The sequence below is a fragment of the Aestuariibacter salexigens DSM 15300 genome (genome assembly GCF_000429145.1).
Lineage (GTDB): Bacteria > Pseudomonadota > Gammaproteobacteria > Enterobacterales > Alteromonadaceae > Aestuariibacter > Aestuariibacter salexigens.
The window spans coordinates 1-25,536 of sequence record NZ_AUBH01000005.1; the positions used below are offsets into that span (position 1 = coordinate 1).

The 25,536-nt window shown below is 47.0% G+C and carries 25 protein-coding genes; 13 read left to right on the plus strand and 12 right to left on the minus strand.

Going from position 1 to position 25,536, the window contains the following annotated elements:
- Window positions 1–231: 231 nt before the first annotated feature.
- A complete protein-coding gene (locus G441_RS0108820) occupies window positions 232–765 on the plus strand; it encodes a gamma carbonic anhydrase family protein (RefSeq protein ID WP_026376013.1) in 534 nt (177 codons plus the stop codon).
- Window positions 766–767: 2 nt separating this feature from the next.
- Here the strand turns inward: G441_RS0108820 and aroE are convergent, their stop codons facing one another.
- The 7 genes from aroE to G441_RS0108855 all read right to left on the minus strand — a co-directional run bounded on the left by aroE (window position 768) and on the right by G441_RS0108855 (window position 6,844).
- Complete coding sequence (gene aroE, locus G441_RS0108825; protein ID WP_026376014.1) at window positions 768–1,589, minus strand: shikimate dehydrogenase; 822 nt, start codon at window positions 1,587–1,589, stop codon at window positions 768–770.
- A gap of 100 nt (window positions 1,590–1,689) precedes the next feature.
- Window positions 1,690–2,388, minus strand: a complete 699-nt coding sequence (locus G441_RS0108830) for an OmpW/AlkL family protein (RefSeq protein WP_026376015.1) — start codon at window positions 2,386–2,388, stop codon at window positions 1,690–1,692.
- A gap of 138 nt (window positions 2,389–2,526) precedes the next feature.
- Window positions 2,527–3,441, minus strand: coding sequence for an oxygen-dependent coproporphyrinogen oxidase (hemF, locus tag G441_RS0108835; RefSeq protein WP_026376016.1), 915 nt, complete (start codon window positions 3,439–3,441; stop codon window positions 2,527–2,529).
- A gap of 63 nt (window positions 3,442–3,504) precedes the next feature.
- Entirely contained in the window at window positions 3,505–4,068 is a 564-nt protein-coding gene (locus G441_RS19520; RefSeq protein ID WP_084407323.1) for a DNA topoisomerase family protein, read from the minus strand.
- 61 nt (window positions 4,069–4,129) lie between these two features.
- The gene (locus tag G441_RS0108845; protein ID WP_026376018.1) at window positions 4,130–4,606 is read right to left on the minus strand and encodes a DUF494 family protein; all 477 of its coding nucleotides are present in this window, start codon (window positions 4,604–4,606) and stop codon (window positions 4,130–4,132) included.
- 1 nt (window position 4,607) lies between these two features.
- Window positions 4,608–5,750: a DNA-processing protein DprA gene (gene dprA / locus G441_RS18320; RefSeq protein WP_051275450.1), complete on the minus strand. Its 1,143-nt coding sequence runs from the start codon at window positions 5,748–5,750 to the stop codon at window positions 4,608–4,610.
- Between the two features lie 20 nt (window positions 5,751–5,770).
- Window positions 5,771–6,844 (minus strand): LysM peptidoglycan-binding domain-containing protein, encoded by a 1,074-nt coding sequence (locus G441_RS0108855; protein ID WP_026376019.1) that lies wholly within the window; start codon window positions 6,842–6,844, stop codon window positions 5,771–5,773.
- A gap of 232 nt (window positions 6,845–7,076) precedes the next feature.
- On the opposite strand from G441_RS0108855, the gene def reads away from it, so the two are divergent.
- From def to trkA, 4 genes are read left to right on the plus strand one after another with little or no spacing between them, the layout of a single operon-like run.
- Entirely contained in the window at window positions 7,077–7,586 is a 510-nt protein-coding gene (gene def, locus G441_RS0108860; protein ID WP_026376020.1) for a peptide deformylase, read from the plus strand.
- Between the two features lie 57 nt (window positions 7,587–7,643).
- On the plus strand, window positions 7,644–8,582 hold the full coding sequence (fmt, locus tag G441_RS0108865; protein WP_026376021.1) for a methionyl-tRNA formyltransferase: 939 nt from the start codon (window positions 7,644–7,646) through the stop codon (window positions 8,580–8,582).
- Window positions 8,582–9,892 carry a 16S rRNA (cytosine(967)-C(5))-methyltransferase RsmB gene (gene rsmB / locus G441_RS0108870; protein ID WP_026376022.1) on the plus strand — a complete coding sequence of 437 codons (1,311 nt, stop codon included), beginning with the start codon at window positions 8,582–8,584 and terminating at the stop codon, window positions 9,890–9,892. Before fmt ends, rsmB begins: the two co-directional genes overlap by 1 nt.
- 36 nt (window positions 9,893–9,928) lie before the next feature.
- Window positions 9,929–11,308 carry a Trk system potassium transporter TrkA gene (gene trkA / locus G441_RS0108875; RefSeq protein ID WP_026376023.1) on the plus strand — a complete coding sequence of 460 codons (1,380 nt, stop codon included), beginning with the start codon at window positions 9,929–9,931 and terminating at the stop codon, window positions 11,306–11,308.
- 19 nt (window positions 11,309–11,327) lie between these two features.
- Here the strand turns inward: trkA and G441_RS0108880 are convergent, their stop codons facing one another.
- The 3 genes from G441_RS0108880 to elbB form a co-directional block, all read right to left on the minus strand.
- Window positions 11,328–12,779 (minus strand): TrkH family potassium uptake protein, encoded by a 1,452-nt coding sequence (locus G441_RS0108880; protein WP_026376024.1) that lies wholly within the window; start codon window positions 12,777–12,779, stop codon window positions 11,328–11,330.
- A 167-nt stretch (window positions 12,780–12,946) separates the two neighbouring features.
- On the minus strand, window positions 12,947–13,567 hold the full coding sequence (locus G441_RS18325; protein WP_051275451.1) for a TetR/AcrR family transcriptional regulator: 621 nt from the start codon (window positions 13,565–13,567) through the stop codon (window positions 12,947–12,949).
- A gap of 87 nt (window positions 13,568–13,654) precedes the next feature.
- Window positions 13,655–14,317, minus strand: coding sequence for an isoprenoid biosynthesis glyoxalase ElbB (elbB, locus tag G441_RS0108890; protein ID WP_026376025.1), 663 nt, complete (start codon window positions 14,315–14,317; stop codon window positions 13,655–13,657).
- Window positions 14,318–14,715: 398 nt separating this feature from the next.
- Between elbB and polA the strand changes: the two genes are divergently transcribed.
- Window positions 14,716–17,487, plus strand: coding sequence for a DNA polymerase I (gene polA / locus G441_RS0108895; RefSeq protein WP_026376026.1), 2,772 nt, complete (start codon window positions 14,716–14,718; stop codon window positions 17,485–17,487).
- A gap of 277 nt (window positions 17,488–17,764) precedes the next feature.
- Here polA and yihA read toward each other — a convergent pair whose 3' ends face one another.
- Window positions 17,765–18,406, minus strand: a complete 642-nt coding sequence (gene yihA, locus G441_RS0108900) for a ribosome biogenesis GTP-binding protein YihA/YsxC (RefSeq protein WP_026376027.1) — start codon at window positions 18,404–18,406, stop codon at window positions 17,765–17,767.
- Window positions 18,407–18,586: 180 nt separating this feature from the next.
- Here yihA and G441_RS0108905 point away from each other — a divergent pair, with 180 nt between their 5' ends.
- From G441_RS0108905 to G441_RS0108920, 4 genes are all read left to right on the plus strand, one after another.
- Window positions 18,587–19,210, plus strand: a complete 624-nt coding sequence (locus G441_RS0108905; protein WP_026376028.1) for a c-type cytochrome — start codon at window positions 18,587–18,589, stop codon at window positions 19,208–19,210.
- A gap of 592 nt (window positions 19,211–19,802) precedes the next feature.
- The gene (locus G441_RS0108910) at window positions 19,803–20,297 is read left to right on the plus strand and encodes a class I SAM-dependent methyltransferase (protein ID WP_240485113.1); all 495 of its coding nucleotides are present in this window, start codon (window positions 19,803–19,805) and stop codon (window positions 20,295–20,297) included.
- Between the two features lie 51 nt (window positions 20,298–20,348).
- On the plus strand, window positions 20,349–20,804 hold the full coding sequence (yihI, locus tag G441_RS18330; protein WP_084407324.1) for a Der GTPase-activating protein YihI: 456 nt from the start codon (window positions 20,349–20,351) through the stop codon (window positions 20,802–20,804).
- Window positions 20,805–20,843: 39 nt separating this feature from the next.
- A complete protein-coding gene (locus G441_RS0108920; RefSeq protein WP_026376030.1) occupies window positions 20,844–21,299 on the plus strand; it encodes a DUF2489 domain-containing protein in 456 nt (151 codons plus the stop codon).
- 5 nt (window positions 21,300–21,304) lie between these two features.
- Here G441_RS0108920 and G441_RS0108925 read toward each other — a convergent pair whose 3' ends face one another.
- Window positions 21,305–21,886, minus strand: coding sequence for a DNA-3-methyladenine glycosylase I (locus G441_RS0108925; RefSeq protein ID WP_026376031.1), 582 nt, complete (start codon window positions 21,884–21,886; stop codon window positions 21,305–21,307).
- 111 nt (window positions 21,887–21,997) lie between these two features.
- Here G441_RS0108925 and glyQ point away from each other — a divergent pair, with 111 nt between their 5' ends.
- The 3 genes from glyQ (at window position 21,998) to G441_RS0108940 (ending at window position 25,469) form a co-directional block, all read left to right on the plus strand.
- On the plus strand, window positions 21,998–22,915 hold the full coding sequence (gene glyQ, locus G441_RS0108930; RefSeq protein ID WP_026376032.1) for a glycine--tRNA ligase subunit alpha: 918 nt from the start codon (window positions 21,998–22,000) through the stop codon (window positions 22,913–22,915).
- Window positions 22,908–24,974: a glycine--tRNA ligase subunit beta gene (gene glyS / locus G441_RS0108935; RefSeq protein WP_026376033.1), complete on the plus strand. Its 2,067-nt coding sequence runs from the start codon at window positions 22,908–22,910 to the stop codon at window positions 24,972–24,974. Before glyQ ends, glyS begins: the two co-directional genes overlap by 8 nt.
- A 63-nt stretch (window positions 24,975–25,037) precedes the next feature.
- The gene (locus G441_RS0108940) at window positions 25,038–25,469 is read left to right on the plus strand and encodes an early set domain-containing protein (protein ID WP_051275452.1); all 432 of its coding nucleotides are present in this window, start codon (window positions 25,038–25,040) and stop codon (window positions 25,467–25,469) included.
- Window positions 25,470–25,536 lie beyond the last annotated feature (67 nt).

The window sequence follows — 25,536 nt, forward strand, 5'->3', positions numbered from 1 at the left end:
TATTTTTCAATCGACATCGCTGAAAACCGCTTCAAACGGGCTTTGCAGCCTTTTTGCACAGTTGGCAGTTTAGGGCCAGTGCGTTGAAGCGAGCGCGCATTCTACAGACCTGACTGGTCAGGTCAACCACTATTTCGAAATTGTTTGCAATTCTTTATCGGTCTGTTGCTTGGATCCTCAAGCAGTGGGTTGGTACTATCTGTTCTCCTGCAACGCGGTGAGCAAATTCTTATGGCAGTAAAAAGTTATAGAGGTATCAACCCGACTCTGGGTAATGCCTGTTTTATAGATGAGTCAGCAGTCGTGGTCGGTGATGTTACTCTGGGTAATGACGTCAGCATATGGCCTCTTGTCGCAGCGCGTGGAGATGTAAACTCCATGCGCATCGGGGATCGCACTAATATACAAGACGGAACAGTACTTCACGTCACGAGAAAAACGTCATTAAATCCGGAAGGTTATCCTTTGATCATCGGTGAAGACGTCACCGTTGGACACAAATGCATGTTACACGGCTGTAATCTTGGTAACCGTATCCTTGTAGGCATGGGCGCTATCATAATGGATGGCGCGACTGTCGAAGATGATGTGTTTATTGGTGCGGGCAGCCTCGTACCACCGAATAAAAGGCTCGAGAGCGGCTACCTTTATGTTGGCAGTCCAGTCAAACAAGCCCGCAAGTTGACGGACTCGGAGCGCGCATTTTTAGCGCAGTCGGCTGACAACTACGTCATGTTAAAAAATGACTATCTGCAACAAGATTAGTTTCAAAGGCGCTGTCTTAGCGCCGCTAGAACAGGTTTTACATCAGGCCTGACACCATTCCACAGAAAATAACTCTCGGCAGCCTGGCCCACCAGCATGCCAAGTCCGTCAATACATTGCTTTACACCCAACTGCTCACATTGTGCCACGAATATTGTGGGTTCACTGGCGTAAGCCATATCATAACAACACGCTGCGTGTGCCAAAACAGTATTCGCAACACCCGGCAGTTCGCCGTACAAGCTCGCTGATGTTGAGTTGATAACGAGATCAAAGTGATGGCCATCTTGATTGAGTTGGTCCAGTGACAATGCCTCAAGCTGCTTGTGTTTGAAGTGATTAATTAGCGATATCGCCCTATCATAAGTACGGTTGACAATAGCTATTGAGGCAACCCCAGCCTGTATCAATGGTGAGATAACGCCTCGCGCCGCTCCACCAGCTCCAATCAGTAACACCCGTTGTCCGGATAATCCGACGTTATTAAGCACTAAATCATTAACCAAACCAACACCATCAGTATTGGCACCAACAACCACCCTATTATCTAACTTAATCAGCGTATTTACGGAACCGGCTATTCTCGCTTCCTCAGTCAGGACCGACGCAAATTTAGCGGCCTCCTGCTTAAATGGAACGGTAACGTTTGCACCTTTAAACTCTTCGTTCTCAAACAGATTTGTTGCATATTCTGAAAATGAAGTTTTGGGTATTAGCAACGCATCGTATTGCAATAATTCATTGGATTGTTTGGCAAACAATTGATGGATAAAAGGTGACATGCTTTGCGCAATAGGGTTACCGAGGACAGCGAACTTTTTCACGAGTTGCAACTAAACACTTAGATTGAAAAGGCCCTCTAGATTACACCTTTATGTAAAAAAAAGCCCGGCGTTTGCCGGGCGGACTATACAGATCGGTTTCTCAGAATTTATAACCGACAGACACTGTGTAGACATAGGGGTCAACATCTACCGAAACGCTACCAGACGCGTTACTGAATCCGAGTCCCGCATTATCAAGCGTGAAAAACGCATCCGTACTAATGTCGATGTAACGCACCGATGCATTTAAAACCCAGTCGTTTGCAAAGAGTAAGTCGAACCCAGCTTGAAGCGCATAGCCAAGTGACGCATCTAAATCCAGATCACTAAAACCAAGAGAAGCGTTGCCGCTGGTGAACTCTTCATCAAAGAACAACGTGTAGTTTACGCCTGCACCGACGTATGGTTGAAACGGTACAGCTGGGTCATTGAAGTAATAATTGACTGTCACTGTTGGCGGCAAATGAGTCACTTCCCCCAACTTACCTAGCCCCAAAGGGTTGGCGTTCACATTTACATCATGCTTAAAGGGCGTAGCTGCCAATAACTCTACGTTCCACTGATCATCGAAGAAATACGCTAAGTTCAATCCTAGCTGGGTGTTGTTATCAACGTTGACACCAAACCCGAGATCAGCACCAGAGCTTGCGCCTCCGACAAATATGTTTGAGCTGGAATCATCAGGTGCGACCGACGTCAGACCGGCTCTGAAGACAATATCACCTTTTTCGTATGCGAATACAGAAGGAGCTAAAAGCAGCGAGCTGGTAACAAGTGTGGCAAGAAAAGTCTTTTTCATTGTGAGTCTCTATGTTCAAAAATCTGGCGCTACGTTATCCCATTGCGCAAACCAGACTTTGATCTGGAACAACCCTGTTTTCTAACATTTACAAACACAATATTGACGTTGATTTATATCAAATTTCGGTCGATTTCATCACCAGTCTTTGGCGACTAACCAGTCGACAAGGCGACTTTCTTCCGAGCCTGGTTCTGGCTGATAATCATATTCCCAACGAGCTAAAGGCGGCATAGACATCAGTATTGATTCTGTGCGACCACCACTTTGCAAGCCAAATAAAGTACCGCGGTCATACACCAGATTAAACTCTACGTAGCGGCCGCGTCGATATAATTGGAAATCTCGCTGACGCTGCGAGAATGGTGTATCTTTCCGTCGCTCTACAATAGGAATGTAAGCGTCCAGATAGCCTCTCCCCACTTGTTTAATAAATTCAAAACACTGTTCAAAAGGCCATTCGTTTAAATCATCAAAAAAGAGTCCGCCAACGCCCCGGGTTTCATTTCTGTGCTTGAGAAAGAAATATTTGTCACACCAGGCTTTATATTCGCTATACACCTGCTCGCCAAAAGGCTGGCAGATTTGCTTTGCCACGCTGTGCCAGTGTTGCACGTCTTCTTTAAATGGGTAAAACGGCGTCAGGTCAAAGCCACCACCAAACCACCAAATTGGCGCTTCACCTGGCTTCTCAGCAACAAACAGACGCACATTAGCATGTGACGTAGGTACGTAGGGGTTATGAGGGTGGATAACCAGCGACACACCCATGGCCTGAAAGCTTCGGCCTGCTAGCTCGGGCCTGTTAGCTGTAGCGGAGGGAGGCAAGCCATCGCCATATACATGAGAAAAGTTCACACCGCCTTGCTCTATTACGCCACCGTTTTGCAGAACACGAGTGCGGCCGCCACCTCCCAGTTCACGCTGCCAGCTGTCTTCAATAAACATGCCTTTGCCATCAACCAGCTCAAGAGTCTGACAAATCTCATCTTGTAGCCCCATCAAAAAATGCTTTACATTTTCAATCTGCTCACCCGTTATTTGCTCAGACATGCTTGTTTCTCTTTACTGTTTGTGTGGTGGCGCATTGTACCCAGTTCTGAAGGGATGCCAAGACTACTCAGCAGACACTTTCTTTGCACAAAGCCGCTGTGGACATACATGATACGAGACACCAGCAATGACCTTATGCGTCATGATGGGCCAGCCACATTCAGGACAGATTCTTTCTACAGGTTCGCTATTCACCGCATACTTGCACTTAGGGAAATTATTACATGCGAAAAAATGCTTACCGTATTTATTCACTCTTTTAATGAGCTTCCCGGAATGGCAATCGGGGCATTGAACCGATGTTTCCTGCTGTTTTTTGATGGATTCAATGTGATGACACTCAGGAAAGTTAGAGCAGCCAATAAACAATCCATATCGACCTTTTTTAACCGCCATGGTAGAACCGCATTCGGGGCAATGAGAGCCCTCAATGCGTGTTAACTCCTCGGTCTCAGTCTCCTGCAAAGGTCTTGTATAGTGGCAATCCGGGTAGTGAGCGCAACCAATGAAGGGCTTACCTTTTCCCTTTTTAATAGCAAGCTTGCCGTTACACTGAGGACAGCTACCTAGCGCTGCGTCGAGTGCGTGTTCATGGGCAGAAAATAGAGAGTGATCGATTTTAGACATAGCGTCAGTATGTCACAGAAGTCGCAGGCTTACGATTGAAGCCAATGTTAGCGGTTAGTCACTAATGCAAAGGGCCGTCGTGCTCTTCGAACAGCAGGTCTTCCATTTGTGCATACGCATTTTCTTTGCCAGGCACATTAAATAGCACCATTAGCACAACCCATTTCAGGTCTTCCAGGCAAAACTCTGCAGAGTCTATCTCCATCACGCGGTCAATGACCATCTCACGTGTGAAGGCATCCAATACATTGATTTGCTCAAGGAACATCAGAAATCCACGGCATTCAACGTCCAGACGAACTTCTTCTTCATGTGTGAAGATGCGCGTAACGCTAGAGGTTGAGCCTTTAACCAAGTAAGGCTTGATGTCTGTTTCCTGAAGTGCAGCTAATTTTTCCAACCATGCAAGCGCTTTATAGATCTCGTCATGGTGGAACCCGGCTCTGACAAGTTCTTCGGTGAGCTCATCCTGATCGACACGGATTTCGGTTTCACTGTGGATGAAATTCTCGAAGAGATACATGAGGATATCGAACACGTTAACTTTCCCCCAATTTGATGTAGCCTCCAGGCACGGCGGCTACCAACCCTCGCAACTCATATTCTAATAATGTTGCCATTACATCCTGTATCGGCAGGTTGCTGCGTTCGGCAATGACATCAACAGCTGTGACATCATGTTCTACACTATCTAACAATTGATCCGTTGCCAAGCTGGCATTTGGTTTTTTTTCCTGTCCCGCTGGCACCCTTGTGTCACCATCAATACCAAGCTGCGGAAACTCTTCATTGATATCACTAATATCTTCTACCAGTTTCGCTCCCTGTTTGATCAAATAATGTGTTCCCCGGCTCAAAGCATTGTTGACATTGCCGGGTACCGCAAATACTTCACGATTCTGCTCTAAAGCACAGCGAGCAGTAATCAATGAACCACTTTTTAACGCAGCTTCAATAACCAGGGTACCCAGTGACAGTCCACTTACCAGGCGATTACGACGAGGAAAATGGGCTGCCTTTGGATGTGAACTTATACCGAATTCACTGACCAGCGCGCCGCCAGTCGCAAGGATTCGCTCACTTAAGGCTATGTGGCGTCGAGGATAGATGTATTCAATACCACTACCTAAAATCGCAATAGTGCAACCCTCATTTTCGAGCGCGGCCTGATGGCAAATGCCGTCGATACCGACAGCTAAGCCGCTGGTGATAGTCCAGCCACACTTTATTGCCTGGGTGGTGAGTGATCGCGCCAATGTTTTGCCATAGTGACTAGGAGCACGACTGCCAACGATAGCTAACTGTTGATGTGACAGTGTTTCAGGGTTCCCCCGTACGAACAAAACTGCGGGAGGCGAGCCAATTTGCAACAAACTGGCAGGATAATGTTGACCACCGGGGACAAGCAGATAATTATTCTTATCCTTATCACACCAGTCATGCCACTCACCTATGTTAGCCGGTAATTGACATGCCAGTGCCGTTGCCAGTTTTTCCTGACATCCCAGCGCAATACGCTGTTTTGTCGTGCTTATGGCCAGGCTGTGTACGGAGATCTGTGCGTGCTGGCAAAACGTTAATATGTGTCTGGCTGTGATGCGTGGTATAGCGCTGATTTTAAACCAGAAATCCCGACACTGTGGACAGTTAAGCGTTTTACATTCAGACACATCCTGTGTCATTGATTCATCCCTGTAGCCGGTTATGGCGCCGCGACAATCGCTCCCTGACGTACCATTTCTCGGGAGCGCGTAATCAGGCCATAACTTGCCTTATTGAACGTTTTAAATACGACCAACTCACCTATTTTCACTGCGGGCTGGGTCACTTCCTCTGTGCTGCTAAACAGCGTTTTAACAATATTTGTCTCGCTTTCATAGATTGGCTGCTCACCATCCAGAATGTTTGGCCCTTGGGCATAAATTCCCATTACCGTGCCAGGCTTAACTTCGCGTTGCCCCAAGTCAACCACAACAATATCGTACTTACCCAAGAGTCCATGTTGATGCAAACTATCTACAATAAAACCGCGCTGCCTTGTCGCTGCCTCAAGGCGCATATCTTCGTACTCGACCTCTTCCTGTGGCAGTAACTTATCGCCGCGTTTTAATTCAAAGTTAGCCTGTTTGACCCTCACCAGGCGGTGGGAATCAGGTTGGGCCTCGCTTAATTCTACATCAGCAACATGCCGGACCATGACGCCCAATACATTATCAAAGCGGTCTACCACCTCAGACTGCATCCTTAAAACACGATACTCGTCCTGCGAACTATCGGCTATACCACTTAAGATCAGATCGTCATTGGCAAAACGAATGGAACCATTGTGGTCGCCAAGCAGATGAGGCAACTGCTCATACACATCAGCCTCGAGGATCATATCATTGGCAAGGTAGGGCTCTATCACTGACCATGGAAGCAGTGGTATAGCCTGATTGGCTTTCGACGTTCGCTTACCTGCCGGAGACAGTACTAAGCGGGGTTTTTCTTCAGCCCGCACAATATCCATTACCGGTTGACCTTGATCATCATAGCGAAGCCGAAGTTCATCGCCCGGATAAATTAGGTGGGGGTTAGTGATATGCGTGTTATTGCGCCACAGTTCTGGCCACAGCCACGGTTTATCAAGAAACAAACTGGAAATATCCCAGAGTGTATCCCCCTCTTTAACCACGTATACCTGTGGTGCATCGGATTTGATTTGCATGGCATTGAGCAAACCAGCAAAACATAATGCCATTGCCAGTACTAGCCATGTGATTCGTTTAAGCCGCATGAGATCCCCTTCGGCGCCTAAGCACCTTATTCACGTCACTTGTCTTGTATCGACCCTTACCCATAATGCAAGAGCTTTTGATTAAGACAAGCTGATGTTGCCCTTCAGACTTGAATCCGTTGGGCATTACACCTATATAGGCTAGAATATCGATAGTATCCAGCGTGTAAAGTGCACGTTTGGCGAAAGAGTATGTAAATTAATACATTTGAAAGCGTGGAAACCTAACCCAATGGCTGTTTTAGAAGTTCTTAGATTCCCTGACGAGCGACTGCGTACGGTGGCAAAGCCTGTTGAAGCAGTCGATGCCTCTATAAAAAAACTTGTCGACGATATGTTTGAAACCATGCGCGATGAAAAAGGAATCGGCCTGGCCGCCACTCAGGTTAACGTCCATAAACGTGTTGTCGTGATGGATGTATCCGAAGAGCAAGACGAACCGCGGGTATTTATTAATCCGGAAATCATCGAGCGCGAGGGAAGCACCATCAGCGAAGAAGGCTGCCTGTCAGTACCGAATAACTACGCCAAAGTCGAACGCGCTGAGAAGATAAAAGTGCGCGCGCTGGATAAAGATGGCAATCCCTTTGAACTTGACGCCGATGGCTTATTGGCGATCTGCATTCAGCATGAGTTAGACCACCTGCAAGGCAAGTTGTTTGTTGATTACCTATCGCCATTAAAGCGCCAACGTATTCGAACTAAGCTGGAAAAAGAAGCCCGCCTGGCGGCGCGACTATAAACCATGTCGACTCGCTGCCCATTTCGGCAGCGAGGCACTTAATCAAGAGTACTTTCATTGCAACCATTGAACATTGTTTTTGCTGGCACGCCTGATTTTGCCGCCAGCCACCTGCAGGCATTACTGGATTCGCCACATAATATCGTTGCAACGTATACACAGCCTGACAGACCCGCAGGCAGAGGCAAAAAGCTTACTGCCAGCCCGGTAAAGCAACTCGCTCTGGCGCATGACATCCCGGTTTTTCAACCATCTTCCTTAAAGCAGTCAGACAGTGCTGATATATTGAGGACCTTGGGTGCTGACGTAATGGTGGTCGTCGCCTACGGACTAATATTGCCTGCACATATTTTGACTACGCCCCGCCTGGGCTGCCTTAATGTGCATGGTTCTTTATTGCCAAAGTGGCGCGGCGCAGCACCCATACAGAGAGCGATCTGGGCGGGAGACAGCGAGTCTGGCGTGACGATTATGCAGATGGATGAGGGACTAGATACAGGTGACATTCTGCTCGAACATAGGGTACCCATCGCTCGCGATGAAACCAGTGCCAGCCTTTATCAAAAGCTCGCTGAAGTGGGCCCGCAGGCGCTGCTAGAGGCGCTCGACGGTTTAGCACAAAGGCCGGCAGTTAAGCAGGACAATAGCCTGGCAAGCTATGCCAAGAAATTAAGTAAAGAAGAAGCACGAATCGACTGGCAGCTGGGCGCTGAACAGCTGGAGAGAAACGTGCGCGCCTTTAATCCATGGCCGGTAAGTTGGTTCGAGTTGCCTGCAGGTCCGGTCAAAGTATGGCATGCAAGCGTGTCTCAAGCGCATGCTGACGCACAGCCGGGAACCATCGTTAAAGCTGACAAAAATGGGATTACTGTTGCAACCTCAGATGGCACATTAGTGCTACACACATTGCAACTACCGGGCAAAAAAGCCATGCCGGTTGTTGATATCCTCAATTCACGAGCCGATTGGTTCTTGCCTGGTAGTGTACTTAACTGATGGCGTTGTCTAATAGAGCTGGGCAGCTGCGTCACGACGCTGCATTAGCGGTATTTAGCGTACTTGAACAGGGAGAATCAGCATCTAGCATATTACCGGCTATTCAAAAACGCTATGACAGTCGCGACAGCGCCCTATTACAGGAGTTATTTTACGGCGTGCTTCGCGAGCTGCCTATCCTGCAACACTGGCTCAGGCAACTGTTGCAAAATCCGCTTAAAGGCAAAAAGAAGCGCATTGAACACATCATCATGGTCGGATTTTACCAATTGGCCTATACACGTGTATCTCAGCACGCTGCCGTGGCAGAGACAGTCGCAGCGATGGATATCCTTTCGGAAAAACGTCTTAAAGGATTGGTTAATGCAATTCTGCGCAATTTCATCCGCCAGCAGCTTGGCCAGAATCCACCATCAGATCCTGCGCTGCGCTCTGGCTTTCCGAAGTGGCTTTACAAAAAAGTTATCGCACATTATCCAGACCATGCAGAAGACATATTTGCACAATGCCGTCAGCGCCCCCCTATTTGGCTGAGAGTCAACAAAAGTAAAATTGATTCGACGGGTTATCAGTCAGCGTTGAATGAAGCTTCAATAGCGTTTGATTTATCGCCAACTCACCCTGATGCGCTGATATTACGTGAGCGGATTGATATCACTCGCCTGCCCGGTTTTCAGCAGGGCTGGTTTTCGGTTCAGGACGGTGCCGCACAACTTGCCGCACACTTGCTGAATGCGCAGCCAGCGCAACGCGTTCTGGACTGCTGCGCGGCACCGGGAGGAAAAACCTGTCATATTTTGGAAAATCAGCCGCAGGCTAGCGAGGTTGTAGCCGTAGACAGTGACTCTGACAGACTCAGCCGGGTGCATGAAAATTTACAACGCCTAGGCCTGACTGCCACCGCAGTAGCTGGAGATGCAAGCCAGCCTGATAGCTGGTGGGATGGCAGAGAGTTCGACAAAATTCTGCTCGATGCGCCCTGCTCCGCAACCGGTATTATCCGTAAGCATCAGGATATCAAGTGGCTTCGCAAGGCGAGTGACATTGAGGCGTTAACAGAATTACAGGCGAAAATATTGAATGCAGTCTGGCCGTTATTGAGACAAGGAGGTGAATTGTTGTATGCCACCTGTTCAATTCTACCAGAGGAAAATAGCCAGCAAATTGACCGTTTTCTGCAACATCACGATGACGCGAGCATACTGCCTATTGATATCAACATTGATAGCTATTCGCCAACCGGACTACAGATATTACCCGGTCAGCAACAAATGGATGGTTTCTATTACGCCAGACTGCTAAAGTCTTAACACTCGGTTTTTGAAAACAAAAATACACCTGAGCACATGAAAATCATTATCGTCGGCGCCGGACAGGTTGGCGGTACGCTGGCCGAAAATCTGGTTGGCGAACAAAACGAAATCACAGTTATCGACGCTGATGCTGCTCGGTTGCGGACCCTGCAGGATAGGCTTGATCTGCAGGTAGTCAACGGCGTTGGATCTCACCCTGATGTGCTGCGCAAGGCCGGTGCCGAAGACGCCGACATGATTATCGCCGTCACCAATAGTGACGAGAGTAATATGATGGCCTGTCAGGTCGCCTACAGTCTGTATAAAACACCAACCAAAATCGCTCGGGTTCGCTCCGAGCAATACATTATTTATCAAGAACAGCTGTATAAGCATCAGGATATTCCTGTCGATCACCTTATCGCACCAGAGCAGCTGGTCACCAATGCGATAAAGCGACTGATTGATTATCCCGGTGCACTGCAGGTTGTGGAGTTTGCTAATGGCAAAGCCAGCCTGGTCGCAGTAAAAGCCTACTACGGTGGGTTATTGGTCGGCCATGCACTGTCTGCGCTTAAAGAACATATGCCTAACGTCGAAACCCGCGTTGCTGCCATTTATCGACGCGGAAGACCGATTCGACCACTTGGCACAACGGTGATTGAAGCAGACGACGAAGTGTTCTTTATTGCCGCCACCAAGCATATCCGTGCAGTAATGAGCGAGCTGCAAAAACTTGAATCCAGCTACAAGCGCATCATGATTGCGGGTGGTGGTCTGATTGGCTACGGACTGGCAAAGCGCCTCGAGCACAACCACAACGTTAAGCTTATTGAATATTACCCAGAGCGCGCCAAGTGGCTGTCTGCGCACCTGGATAAAACCATTGTATTCAGCGGTGATGCGTCAGATTCCGAACTTCTAAGTGAAGAAAATGTGGAACAGGTTGACGCCTTTATTGCTGTCACCAATGACGATGAGGCCAACATCATGTCTGCCATGCTGGCCAAGCGTATGGGCGCACAAAAAGCGATGGTGCTTATCCAACGTAGCGCTTACGTAGATTTGGTCCAGGGTGGTGAGATTGACATCGCCTTCTCTCCACAACAAGCAACCATCTCAGCATTGTTAACACATGTTCGGCGTGGTGATATTGTCAATGTTCATTCGTTACGACGAGGTGCGGCGGAAGCAATTGAAGCCATTGCCCATGGCGATGAAAATACGTCGAAAGTGGTGGGTAAGCAGATTCGTGATATTAAACTCCCGCCGGGCACAACCATTGGTGCGATTGTCAGAGCCGACAACGTTATTATCGCGCACAGCGATACGACCATTGAAGCCAATGACCACGTCATCCTGTTTCTGGTCGATAAAAAGTTTATTGGTGACGTAGAGAAACTGTTCCAGCCAAGCGCGTTTTTCTTCGGTTGATTAAGCAGGCCAAGCTTGCCTAACTGCGCCAGAATGTTGGAGAGAACAGTACCAACAGTGAGAATACTTCAAGTCGGCCAAATAGCATTGCCAGCACTAATAACCATTTTCCCGGATCGCTAACATCAGCAAAGGTGCCCGCTACTGCACCAAGGCCGGGACCAAGGTTATTTAGCGTCGCAGCGGTAGCGGAAAACGCCGTGATGTCATCAAGGCCCGTTGCAATAAGCCCTATCATGATAACAACGAAGACAATAGCGTAAGCCGAGAAAAAGCCCCATACCGCTTCGACAACGCGTTCAGGCATAGAGCGATCGGCCAGTTTAACTGAATAAACTGCTTTCGGATGAATCAGACGGTCAATCTCACGTCTGCCTTGCAGGAATAACAGGAATACACGGATGACTTTTAAGCCACCTCCGGTTGACCCGGCACAGCCCCCAATAAAACTGGCAAAGATCAGTAGGATCGGCAAAAAGGCAGGCCAGTTTGCAAAATCAGTGGTGGCAAACCCTGCGGTTGTACTGATAGACACCGCTTGAAATAACGCCTGATCAAGCGCCTCTTCGGGACTGTCGTACCAATTAAAGTACACCAATACCAAAAAGCATATTGTGACCAGACTGAATTGTATAAAAAAGAATGCTTTTAACTCAGGATCCTGCACATAGGCTTTTAGTGTTCGGCCACTTACCGCCGCATAGTGCAACGCAAAATTAAGCGCCGCTATCCACAGAAAGACCACGCAAACAATATTGATCGCAGGACTATTAAAGTGCCCTAGACTGGCGTCATAGGTCGAAAAGCCGCCAATCGCTATAGTGGAGAAGGCATGACAGATTGCATCAAACCACTCCATACCAGCAAACCAGTATGCGATTGAGCAGGCAATAGTCAAAGATAAGTAGATGTACCAAAGATGCTTAGCGGTATCCGCAATTCTTGGCGTCATTTTTGAGTCTTTAACCGGTCCGGGGGTCTCGGCTCGATAGAGCTGCATCCCTCCAACGCCAAGGATGGGCAAAATAGCGACGGCCAGAACAATGATCCCCATACCACCCAGCCATTGCAGCTGCTGGCGATAAAACTGCACCGCGTGCGGCAAGTAATCAATCCCTTCTATGACGGTCGCACCGGTTGTGGTCAGCCCTGAAAACGACTCGAAAAATGCGTCGGTGATGCTCATTTCCGGCTGGTCGAGCAGCATAAAAGGAAGCGCACCAAAACTGGCCAGCACCGTCCAGAACAGTACAACGATCAGGAAGCCTTCTTTAGCGCGCAAGTCCCGTTTATAAAAGCGGTTTGGGTACCAAAATGCCGTACCGGTTATCAGACAAAGCAAAAATGCCAATAAAAAGGGTAACCCGCTGCCATCCTGATAAATAAGAGAGACGAATGCAGGCGGGATCATGGTCACGCTGAATAGCGCCACAAGTAATCCCAGTATTCGAATAATCGAACGGTACTGCATAGTCTTAATTGTCCCTGCCGCTCAACGCGCACACTCCGATAGTTTCAACATCAACCGCGCACGTGAGGCTGCGGGGGAGCTGGTGGAATAATTCCAGATGGCGTTAATTATTGCCCGACAGCCGACAAATCTAAAGAGCAAACTGTCAAAAAGCTTTCTGCGTAAAGTTAAAACTCTACTACCCCAGCGTTAATGATTGCGCCGAGACAATCAAACTGATCGGCGATGTTGCCGTGATCCACATCAAGAACACCGTCAATAACCAGCTGCGCGAAACCGTGTGCCATAGACCAGGTAGCGGTAACGATGGCGTCACGGTCCAGGGCTTTGAAATGTCCACTTTGCAAGCCTGCATCCACCGTTTTTTCGAGTAATTTGTAGGCTTCGGTGTCACAGGTTTGTAGCTCTTGAAGATTAAACTCGTGCCTTTTCATGCTGTACATTAAACGATAGGTTTCAGGATGTGCACAAGCAAACTCAATGTACGCTCGACCAGCCTGACGAAGCGCTTCGACCGGGTCATCATGATACGCTGACATCTTTTGAGCCATATTACTGGCCAGCTTTTCGAAGCCATCACTGGCCACTGCCGACAGCAGACTGACCTTATCCTCAAAGTGACGATAAGGTGCCGCCTGAGAAACGCCTAACTGACGAGCTAACCCCCTCAGGCTTAAACGCTCTGCGCCGTTAGTGCGTAACCAACATACCGCACCGTCAATCAGCGCCTGGCGCAGATTGCCATGATGGTATGTCGACTTTTCACTAAGCGCATTTTGCAAGGTCATTCATTCCCACACGGGCGAGAACTGTGCAATCGTGCCCTCGCCTTTAGTTGTTTTTATACGCATTTTTTTCTGCCAAAGATAGTAAATTCACCCCTTCAAGGCTTTATCTAAAACAGCGCGAACCAGGTTCTCGATACTGGCTGCGGCCTCACTAATATTTTGTGCTGCCATATAAGCTGGTGTACTGAGTACGTTTGCACGCTCATCGAAGACAACTTCATCCACGGCACATGACACATGATCACCACCCAGTTGTCGAATAGCCGCGGCAGTATCCTCGTCGTGTCCGATTGTAAGCTGCGTCCCTTTGTCATGAATAAGCGGAATCATTGCCGGCGCAATGCATGCATAGCCAATCACCTTGCCAACGTCAGCAAACGACCGACAGGCAGCTTTTACGCTTTTATCGATGTCAGCATCCGCTCCCTTTAAAGCGAAATCGCATAGATTTTTCGCTGCTCCGAAACCGCCGGGTAAGATTAATGCGTCAAACTCATCGGCGTTTAGCTCAGAAAGATCTTTTATGTCACCTCTGGCAATCCTGGCAGACTCAACGAGCACGTTACGGGTTTCTCCGTCAACCACTTCACCGGTCACGTGATTGACGACGTGCAGCTGTTCAATATCTGGTGCAAAACACTGATATGTGCCGCCGAATTTCTCGATAAAATAGAGAGTAAGTACTGACTCATGTATTTCAGCGCCATCAAATACGCCACAGCCACTTAATATGACAGCAATTTTTTTCACAGATATCTCCTTAGTCCGCGCCAGTATTGGCTTATGCAAATTCGCCAACTTTAAAATGAAAATTGAGTATAAAAAATAGTATGAAAAGCACTTTGTTTCATCCTCAATTGTGCTAATCTTCCGCTCCTGCATTATTTGATGCGTTACCCCCCAACAAGGACGTGCAAATAATGTTATCCACAAAAAATAAAAATAAAAATCGAGAGAAAGCAAGCAAGCGTTCTGCGCCGTAATCCTCGTTTTATCTAGCCTCACAACGCTATCTTTGAAAAAAGATGGTGCGTCTTGTCGTGCTCAACCTGTTTTAATCAACATACTTATCCACAGCTTGTAAGCATGGTGAATTCACCCTGAATGTGGCAATCTCCCGATATCTGAAAGTAATCTTTGATGTTTCTATGAGTAATATTCCCGATAACCCATTTGTTTTGGTGGATGGTTCTTCTTATTTATTTCGTGCATTTCACGGTTTACCACCACTAACAAACTCTAAAGGTCAGGACACCGGGGCTATATATGGTGTGATCAACATGCTGAGAAGCTTGTTGAAGCAATATAATCCGACCCATATCGCCGTCGTATTTGATGCGAAGGGCAAAACGTTCCGAGACGATATTTATGCTGAATACAAAGCGCATCGTCCGCCTATGCCAGATGAGCTTCGCAGCCAGATAGAGCCGTTGCATGCCATCATTCGTGCCATGGGGTTGCCTATTATTGTCGAGCCTGGCGTAGAAGCAGACGATGTTATTGGTACACTCGCTCATCAAGCCAGTGCAAAGGGGATCCATACTCTGATAAGCACTGGTGATAAAGACATGGCGCAGCTGGTCGATGACCACGTCACCTTGATTAATACCATGACCAATACCGTCATGGATAAAGCCGGGGTGGTTGAGAAATTCGGCATCCCTCCGGAGCTGATTATCGATTACCTGGCGCTTAAAGGCGATAAGGTAGACAACATTCCTGGTGTTCCAGGCGTTGGCGATAAAAGTGCATTGGGGATGTTAAACGGCATCGGCGGCATTGATGAGATATATAAAAATCTCGACGACATCGCTACGCTGGAATTTAGGGGCGCTAAAAAAATGGCAGAAAAGATGCGCGAGTATGAAGAACAAGCTCGTCTATCTTATCAGCTGGCCACCATAAAGGTTGATTGTGAACTTGATTACACGCCAGAAACCCTGTCACCCACTGCGCCGGATAATAGCGAACTGGCAACCTTGTTCAGCGAATATGAGTTTAAGCGCTGGTATGAAGAAGTAACGGGTGATGCGCTGACTGCCGCAGGCAACAATGAGAAAAAGCCATCAGATACGCCAGCCAATGACGTTGAAACTACATCTCCAGACAGCCGTGAATATTTAACACTTCTCAACCAACAAGACTTTGAGCAATGGCTTGCTGATCTGAAAAATGCGGATGTATTTGCCTTTGATACGGAGACCACCAGTATCGATTATATGCAGGCTGAACTTGTTGGCATGTCGTTTTGCATAGAGCCGGGCAAGGCCGCATACCTACCACTCATGCATGATTACCCGGATGCCCCGGAGCAGTTGAGCAGGGATGATGTACTCAAAGCATTGAAGCCGATACTAGAAAGTACCGAAATAAAGAAAGTAGGCCAGCATATTAAATATGATAAAAACGTTCTGGCTCACTATGACATTAATTTGCAAGGTATTGGTTTTGACACCATGCTGGAATCATATGTGCTTAATAGTACGGCCGGCAGACATGACATGGATAGCCTGGCTGATCGCTATCTGGGACACAAAACGATTAAATATGAAGAGGTTGCAGGCAAAGGCGCCAAACAGCTGACCTTTAATCAGATCCCGCTGGACCAAGCCTCTCCTTACGCAGCCGAAGATGCTGATATCACGCTCCGCTTGCATCAATATCTTTACCCAAAACTATGTGAATCCGAACAACTACAGTCGGTATTCGCCGACATTGAGATTCCGTTAATCAATGTATTGGCTAACATGGAACAGACCGGCGTTCTGATTGACAGTCAACAGCTTGCTCAGCAAAGCCAGCAGCTAGCAGAACGAATCATGCACCTGGAAAAAGAGGTGCATGGCATGGCGGGGCAAGAATTCAACCTGGGCTCTACCAAACAGTTGCAGGAAGTGTTATTCGACAAAATGTCGCTCCCGGTATTGAAAAAAACGCCGAAAGGCGCCCCTTCAACCTCTGAGGAAGTACTGCAGGAACTTGCTTTGGATTATCCGTTGCCAAAGCTGATCATGGAATATCGTGGTCTTACCAAGCTGAAGAACACTTATACCGACAAGCTGCCGCAGATGATTAATCCGCGCACCGGACGCATTCATACGTCTTATCATCAAGCCGTTGCCGCGACAGGCCGACTGTCCTCAACCGATCCGAATTTGCAAAATATCCCCATCAGAACGGAGGAAGGACGACGGGTAAGAAAAGCGTTTATCGCCAAACCAGATTTTTCCATTGTTGCCGCTGATTACTCGCAAATTGAATTACGGATAATGGCCCATCTATCTAATGATGAGGGGCTGCTATCCGCTTTTTCGGAAGGAAAAGATATTCATAAGGCAACGGCATCAGAGGTATTTAACGTCGACGTAGATAGCGTCACTGCTGATCAGCGACGCAGCGCCAAAGCGATAAATTTCGGATTAATCTATGGCATGTCTGCATTTGGATTGTCACGACAGTTAAATATCCCTCGCGCAGATGCACAACAATACATGGATCTTTATTTTGAGCGTTACCCAGGCGTTGCTGTGTATATGGAAAGTACACGGGAAGGTGCAAAAAAGCAGGGCTATGTCGAAACGGTATTTGGACGCCGTCTTTATTTACCTGACATCAACGCCAGCAATGGCGCTCGTCGGAAGGCCGCCGAACGTGCCGCCATCAACGCACCAATGCAGGGTACTGCAGCCGACATCATTAAAAAAGCGATGCTGGATGTTCACGATTGGTTAGCTTCACTTAATAGTGACGATATTCAGATGGTCATGCAGGTACATGATGAATTGGTATTTGAAATTCACAACAGCAAGCTGGGTGAGTACTGTCAGAAAATCACTGACATCATGCAGCACGCAGCGACTCTGAAAGTGCCGCTTGTTGTTGAAGCTGGGAGTGGAAAAAACTGGGATGAAGCGCACTAGTAACACAGTTATTAAGCGTAACGGACGGTCTGGACGCAGTGCATACGTATTCATCCCGTGTGAGGTCCAATTCACCGATTGATGCGTTGCTTTTTCTAAGCGCTTGGCTATGATTCGAAGCGTAGGGTACAGAGGTTAGATTTGTTAAAAATCTTGTAAGCCTTTGATTTAGACCCCGGCGTATGCCGGGGTTTTTTTATGCCTAAAAAATATTTGAATTAGAATGAACTTTGCTGTTATCACAGCGTCTTACTTTATAGTTTGAATGTGTGTTCTCTCAGTTCTCAGCCCCATCCTCCGATGGGGTTTCTTTTATCTGCTCTTGATCAAAAGCGAACCATGAATTGAGCGTCTTTTCCATCTTATCAACGCCCAGACCGTTCAATGATGAAAATGCAATCACCGTTACATCTCCCTGGAATGCCAGCGCCGCTTCAGATGCCATCATTAACTGAGCTTTACGTTTACCCGATTTCAGTTTGTCTGCTTTGGTTAATGCGACAAGCACCGGCAGTCCTGCGTCAACAGCCCAGTAAATCAGATCTTGATCCAAATCCTTGAACGGGTGGCGAATATCCATCAGCACTACCAACCCTTTCAAGCACTCTCGTTTCTGCAGGTATTCTCCCAGAGATGCTTGCCATTTCTTCTTCATGGCAATAGGCACTTTCGCGTAACCATATCCCGGCAGGTCAACGAGACGACGCGATTCATCCAAAGAAAAAACATTGATCAGCTGGGTTCGTCCCGGGGTTTTACTTGTTCGCGCCAGATTTTTCTGGCCGGTCAGTCGATTCAACGCACTTGATTTGCCGGCGTTGGAACGGCCAGCAAAGGCCACTTCAATGCCATCGCTTGTTGCCAAATGCCTGATATCGGGCGCACTTGTTAAAAAAGTGGCTTGTCTATATCGACTCACATGTACTCCTGATGATCAAAATCAGCCTCAGTAAACAATAAAACACAGCAGAATTGCATTTTTAACGTCAATTTGGGTGTAAATGAAAGCGAAATGATTTTACTGAAGGTTTAAATGTGTAAAATACCCATCTTAGCATGAAAAAGTCATTAAAGATTCAAACGCTTGAAGAGAGCCATTATGAAAAAAATAGGTTTGTTGCTCTGTCTCGCCCTCGGGTTTTCAACCACCTCTATCGCACAGGGTGATCCTGAAGCAGGCAAGGCTAAATCAGCTGTTTGTGCAGCTTGTCATGGCCCAGATGGTAACAGTGCCATTGAAATGAATCCCAAGCTAGCGGGTCAGCACGAAGGCTACCTCTACAAACAACTTACTGAATTTAAGCTGGCCTCTCAGACTGGAGGGCAAGAAGGGCGTAATAATGCCGTGATGAATGGTATGGCCGCACCATTGTCTGACCAGGACATGAAAGATCTTGCTGCATACTACAGCAGCCAGGAAGCAACACCAGGCAGCACGCCCGAGGATGTCGTCGCAGCGGGTGAAGCACTCTATCGAGGCGGAGACCTGGACCGTGGCATTACGGCATGCATAGCGTGTCACGGACCAACCGGCAACGGCATGGGGCTGGCAGGCTTTCCAGATATCAGCGGACAACACGCAGCTTATACAAAAACACAACTTGAAATGTTCCGCTCCGGACAACGTAATAATGACCTGAATGGCATGATGCGTGACATTGCCAAGAGACTGACAGACGAAGACATCGAAATACTGTCTCAATATGTCAGCGGACTTCACTAGGCTTGTGCAGTTTTGGGGCAAATAAATTGCCCCGCTTACGTGAACAAATGAAAAAAGTTCACTTTTTCGCACTGTATTTTGTAAAGAAGTTGTAAAAAGTTAATTATCGTGTATGCTTTTGCAGCAAATAATAAGGACAGTCTTTAAAACGACGTCGGCTAGGAAGCAATAAACGACAGACGCTGGACAATCCAAGCTTCTTGGGAAAACAGATTGGACGATAAAATAAAGTGTCAGGACGACCTAAAACAATAAATTGCGGGCTCTGCGAAAAATAATAAAAAGAAGAGTTACGTTCACGGAAGAAAGACAACACAAGGTGTGTATGTAACGGGAGAAGTGTCATTTGGCACTCAATATACGAGAGGTGACAGCTATGCTGTCGCCTTTTTTCTTGCCTGTTAGGTATCTATACCACTTCCAAACAATCTAAACATGTAAGCTTATGCCCTGCCCGCTTTGCCATAGTCCCAACACAAGAGAATATTTTTCTGACCGCACAAGAGACTATTTACAATGTTCCGTCTGCGATCTTGTATTTGTCGATAGTCAGTTTCTTCCATCAGTTGAGCAGGAGAAGCAAGAGTACGATTTGCATCAGAACCACATCAACGATGCGGGTTATGTCCGATTTCTCGAAAAGCTTTTGCTCCCCGTTGCAAAAAGGCTACACGCAAAGGCTAAAGGACTAGATTTTGGCAGCGGTCCCCAGCCTGTGCTTGCCGCGCTATTTTCACAACGCCAGTTTGAAATGTCGCACTATGATCCCATTTACCACGATGACAAAACACTGTTTGAGAAAACATATGATTTCGTCACCGCAAGCGAGGTCGTCGAGCATTTCCATAAGCCATCAGAATCATGGCAGAGAATGGCAAACTTACTTAACGCAGATGGGCTCCTTGGCGTAATGACAAAACGCGTCATAAGTCGTGAACGATTCGCTAATTGGCATTATAAGAATGACAAGACTCACGTGAGTTTTTATTCCGACGAGACCATGTTTTGGCTAGCGCAAAAGTTTGGTTGGGATTGCGAGCTTATATCATCAGACGTAGTGCTATTCACCGTCAACAGAGACGAATAGCGGCAAATCATTTACAATCAGCGCCTATCAACTCTGAATCCAAGTTTTCTTATGCCAGGCAGAAAAAAATCTCGTAAAACGGGCCCCATAGGGGTGCGAAAGTCCAATACAGTTGTTCCCAAAGAGACGGGCAGTCCGAGACGCAAGAAAAAGTCTTCAGGGCGTCCCGCCGGAAGCCGCCATAATATCGAACAAAAAACATCGCAGCGGAAGAAAGCGCAAGGTAACAAGGACCCACGTCTAGGCAGTAAAACACCGGTTCCCCTTAATCCAATTGAAAAGGTGGTTTCGAAAGACAAAGCAGTTCCCGTTTACTTTTCTCCTAAAGAGGAGCTTGCAGCGCTTGAGAATGATCCCAGACTGACTGACTTATTGGATAAGGTCGAAAACGATATAGCACTGAATAGCGATGATACGCTTTACTTCGAGACGAAAATGCATCGTCATGCCCAACTATGCGAGCTGCTAGGTATCGCTCTTGACGATGATGATCCAGAACAGGACTAGTGAACTACTCAATAATAAATCGATAAGCGTTATTCACTTATGACTATAGACTCTGTTTGGCCAATCCTGGCCGTAATAGCCGTTCTGATTATTACCGGGCTGTCTTATTATGCAGGGAGCCTGCTTTATCAATTGCGCCGCCAAACCAAACAGCAAAACCAGGTAAGACAGCAGCGCATTAAAACAATGAGCGACAGTATTCGCACCATTGCGATGGCTATGCAGCAACAGCAATGCAATCTTTCAGAAGGTGCGATTCGAATTTGCCGACTGCTAGATGCGATGCCGATCGATAATGTGCAGCAGTTCAAGCAAGATTTCCCCGCGTTACATGAGCTATTCAACCGGGTCGATGGTTTTGCAACACATGAAGAGCGTGCAGCGCTGAGCAAACAACAACGACGCTCACAGGACCGAGAACGCGAAGAAATTGAGGCTGAGCTTGAATCTGATATTCTGAAAGAGCTTCCGCTGTTGCGTTCGTTAACGTTGTAGCGTGCTCACGGTTTCCTGGCCTTGGAAACGACGTCAGCGTAACAAAAGCAGTCAGTAGTGTGGTCGTTCACCATGCCAACTGCCTGCATAAAGGCATAACAGATAGTACTACCAACAAAAGAAAACCCAGCCTTCTTAAGTGCCTTAGACATATTATCAGACGCATTGGTCGTCGTTGGCACCTGACTTTTATCTGACCACTGGTTTACTACCGTCTTCCCTTCTGTGAATTGCCATAGAAAATCGCTAAAGTTCACCCCCTGCTCCTGTAAGACAAGATATGCGCGAGCATTTTTTATGATTGACTGTATTTTTAAACGATTACGCACAATACCCTTATCTAACATTAATTGTTCAATGTCATTTTCATCCATCCCTGCAATGCGCGAAGGGTCAAAGTCAAAAAACGCACGTTCATAGTTTTGCTGTTTCTTTAGTATGGTTAGCCAACTCAATCCAGCCTGCTGACCATCGAGGCATAATTTTGCGAACAATTCCCGACTATCAACAACGGGCCTGCCCCATATTTTGTCGTGATATTGTTGGTAGAGACTATCGGTAGTCACCCATGCACATCGATTTTGCATAATTAACCCTATCAATTGCCCGTTTTACGGTGTTTAACCTACATTCATTGTTCGACAAAATGTATACTGAGCAGCATTTTTTTAGACCAGATCAGCAGATTGTATAGCAACATGCAAAAGTACGACTTACAAACGTTTCAAGGCCTTATTCTGGCTTTGCAGGATTACTGGGCGAGGCAAGGCTGCGTCATTGTGCAACCGCTAGATATGGAAGTGGGTGCAGGAACCTTCCATCCCATGACTTTTTTACGTTCGCTGGGCCCGGAACCCATTAGTAGCGCTTACGTACAACCTTGTCGACGTCCAACCGATGGACGCTACGGTGAGAACCCCAACCGACTGCAGCATTACTATCAATTTCAGGTGATGCTCAAACCTTCACCCAGCAATATTCAGGAACTGTATCTGGATTCATTGCGAGAGCTTGGTTTTGATCCATTAGAGCATGACATACGCTTTGTTGAAGATAACTGGGAATCTCCGACGCTCGGAGCCTGGGGGCTCGGATGGGAAGTATGGTTAAACGGGATGGAAGTCACCCAGTTCACCTACTTTCAACAAGTGGGTGGGCTCGAATGCAAACCTGTCACTGGTGAAATTACTTACGGACTCGAGCGCCTGGCGATGTATATGCAGAATGTTGACAGTATTTATGATCTCACATGGACAAATGGCCCAATGGGTCGCGTGTCTTACGGTGACGTATTTCATCAAAACGAGGTAGAACAGTCGGCTTACAATTTCGAACATGCCGATGTTAGTGCCCTATTTGCGCAGTTTGACCAATGCGAAAAAGATAGCCAGAAATTGATAGAAGCGGGTCTCGCCCTGCCCGCTTATGAACAGGTAATGAAAGCATCTCATGCGTTCAACCTGCTTGATGCGCGACATGCGATATCGGTCACTGAGAGGCAGCGTTACATTCTTCGCGTAAGAACATTGGCAAAAGCCTGCGCAAATGCTTACTACGAGACCCGTGAAGCGCTGGGTTTCCCACTATGCGGTAAACAGGAGAGTGCTAATGCGTAAAGACACCCTTCTTGTAGAGATTGGTACGGAAGAACTGCCGCCCAAATCCTTAAAGTCGCTTGGAGAAGCGTTTTTAGAAAACGTTTGTGACGAGTTGAAGAAAGCCGAGCTACCGTTTAGTGACGCATCATGGTTCGCAGCACCGCGTAGATTGGCAGTTTGTATTTCTGAACTCAGCGCTAGCCAGGAAGATAAGACCGTAGAAAAGCGCGGTCCTGCTGTTCAGGCCGCGTTTGACGACCAAGGAAACCCTACCAAAGCTGCCCTCGGCTGGGCAAAGTCAAACGGCATTGATGTAAACGATGCGCAGCGCTTAAAGACAGATAAAGGCGAGTGGTTGTTACACACTGCACATGAAACAGGAAAGCCATTACAAGCGCTTGTCGGTAACATCGTAAATAACGCACTAAATAAGCTGCCTATTCCTAAACCAATGCGTTGGTCAGATTGTGAAGAGCAATTTATAAGGCCAATTCACACCGTATGCATTATGTACGGTGACGAGCTAGTAGACGCAACGGTAAAAGGCGTGAAAAGCGATCGAGTATTACGTGGTCATCGCTTCCATGGCGACGGCACAGTCTCTCTCGGCCATGCAAAGCAGTATCTTGATACTATGCGTAGCCAATATGTTGTTGCAGATTTTAACGAGCGTAAAGAAACAATAAAGCAGCAGCTAAACGAACAGGCTAAACAGTTTTCTGCCCAGGCTGATTTTGATGAAGCATTGTTAGAGGAAATCGCATCACTGGTTGAATGGCCTGTGGTGATGTCGGCAACATTTGATGATTCTTTCCTGGCAGTACCGAAAGAAGCACTTATCTACACAATGAAGGACGATCAAAAGTACGTCCCACTACTTGATGATAATGGCATTCTGACATCAAGATTTCTATTCGTTTCTAATATTGATAGTCGTCATCCTCAGAAAGTGATTGAGGGCAACGAAAAAGTCATTCGTCCAAGACTTTCCGACGCTCAGTTCTTTTTTGATACCGATAAAAAGACACCGTTAATAGAGCGGGTGGATTCACTGCACTCTGTGTTATTCCAAAAGCAATTGGGAACCCTTGCTGATAAGTCTGAGCGCATCAAACAGTTAGCGGCTTATGTGGCAAGCCAACTTGGTGCAAATACAAGCCATGCACAAAGAGCTGGAGAGTTATGTAAAACAGACCTAATGACGAATATGGTTATGGAGTTCCCCGACGTTCAAGGCGTAATGGGTATGCATTATGCTCGTCATGACGGAGAGCCAGAAGACGTAGCAGTAGCAATGTTTGAACAGTATTTACCGCGATTCTCTGGCGATGTCATTCCATCTCAACCTGTTAGCTGCGCGCTATCAATTGCTGATAAGCTGGACACACTCGTCGGTATTTTTGGTATCGGTCTGTTGCCGAAAGGAGACAAGGATCCCTTTGCATTAAGAAGAAATGCAATAGGATTAATACGCGTCATCGCTGAAAATAATCTGTCGCTCGACCTTTCCGATCTTATTAGTCAGGCCGTCGATATATACGGTGATCGATTAACTAACAAAGACGTTTTTGAACAACTGCTTGATTTCATTCTCGGTAGGTTTAAAGCGTACTATCTGGAACAGGGGATATCTCAAGATGTCATTCAGGCGGTAGCTGTAAGACGCCCTACGAAGCCAGCAGATTACGCTGCGCGGATTGCAGGCGTACTGGCGTTTAAAGCCCTTCCTCAAGCGGAATCTCTTGCTGCGGCGAATAAGCGAGTAGCGAACATACTCGCTAAAAACTCGGTAGAAGAAACTACCGAGGTAAACCCTGAGCTTTTCGAAAACGATATTGAACGTCAATTGCACAGCGTTGTTGTGCAGCTCGAAGCAGCTGTCACTCCGCTGATTGAAAGTGGACGATATACAGACGTACTGACCTCATTAGCGCAAAGCCAGGCAAGCGTCGATGACTTTTTCGATAACGTTATGGTGATGGCAGACGATGACAAGATACGGAGCAACAGGCTTGCACTTCTATCGAAACTAAGAACGCTATTTCTGCATACAGCAGACATCTCGTTACTTTCGTAGTAAGGGCTAATAGGTATGTTGATATTATCAAGTAGGTACCGAAGTTCCTCTGTACGAGGCATTGTGGCTTGCAGTCTGGCGTTGGTATTCTTGTCAGGCTGTTCTTCGCGAATCGCACTGCCTCAACAAATTGAAGACAGAAACTACGATAATATGTATCTGAGGGGCGTTTTTAATTGGTGGGAAGCCGATGCAGCCTATAAGTTCACTAAGTCTGGCCCGTCTCAATATTCTGTAAAAGTGCAGTTGATTGCCGACGGACAGCCTTATGATTTTAAGCTGGCCGATCCTGACTGGACACCTGGATTAACATGCGGTACTGATGAAACTAGTGACGTTATTGAGGTATCGGATCGCTTTCGATTAGATTGTGGCGCTGAAGAAATTGGTAATTTGCGTTTTACACCCAGTGAAACCGGTGATTTTCTTTTTATTTTAGACACCTCCAGTGCTTCGAGACCAGTTCTATCTGTATCAAGAGTTAGTCAAGATTAATTTTATAACTTATTGAATTTATTAAAAAAGCCGGCAGAATGCCGGCTTTTTCTTTTCCGCTTAGTTA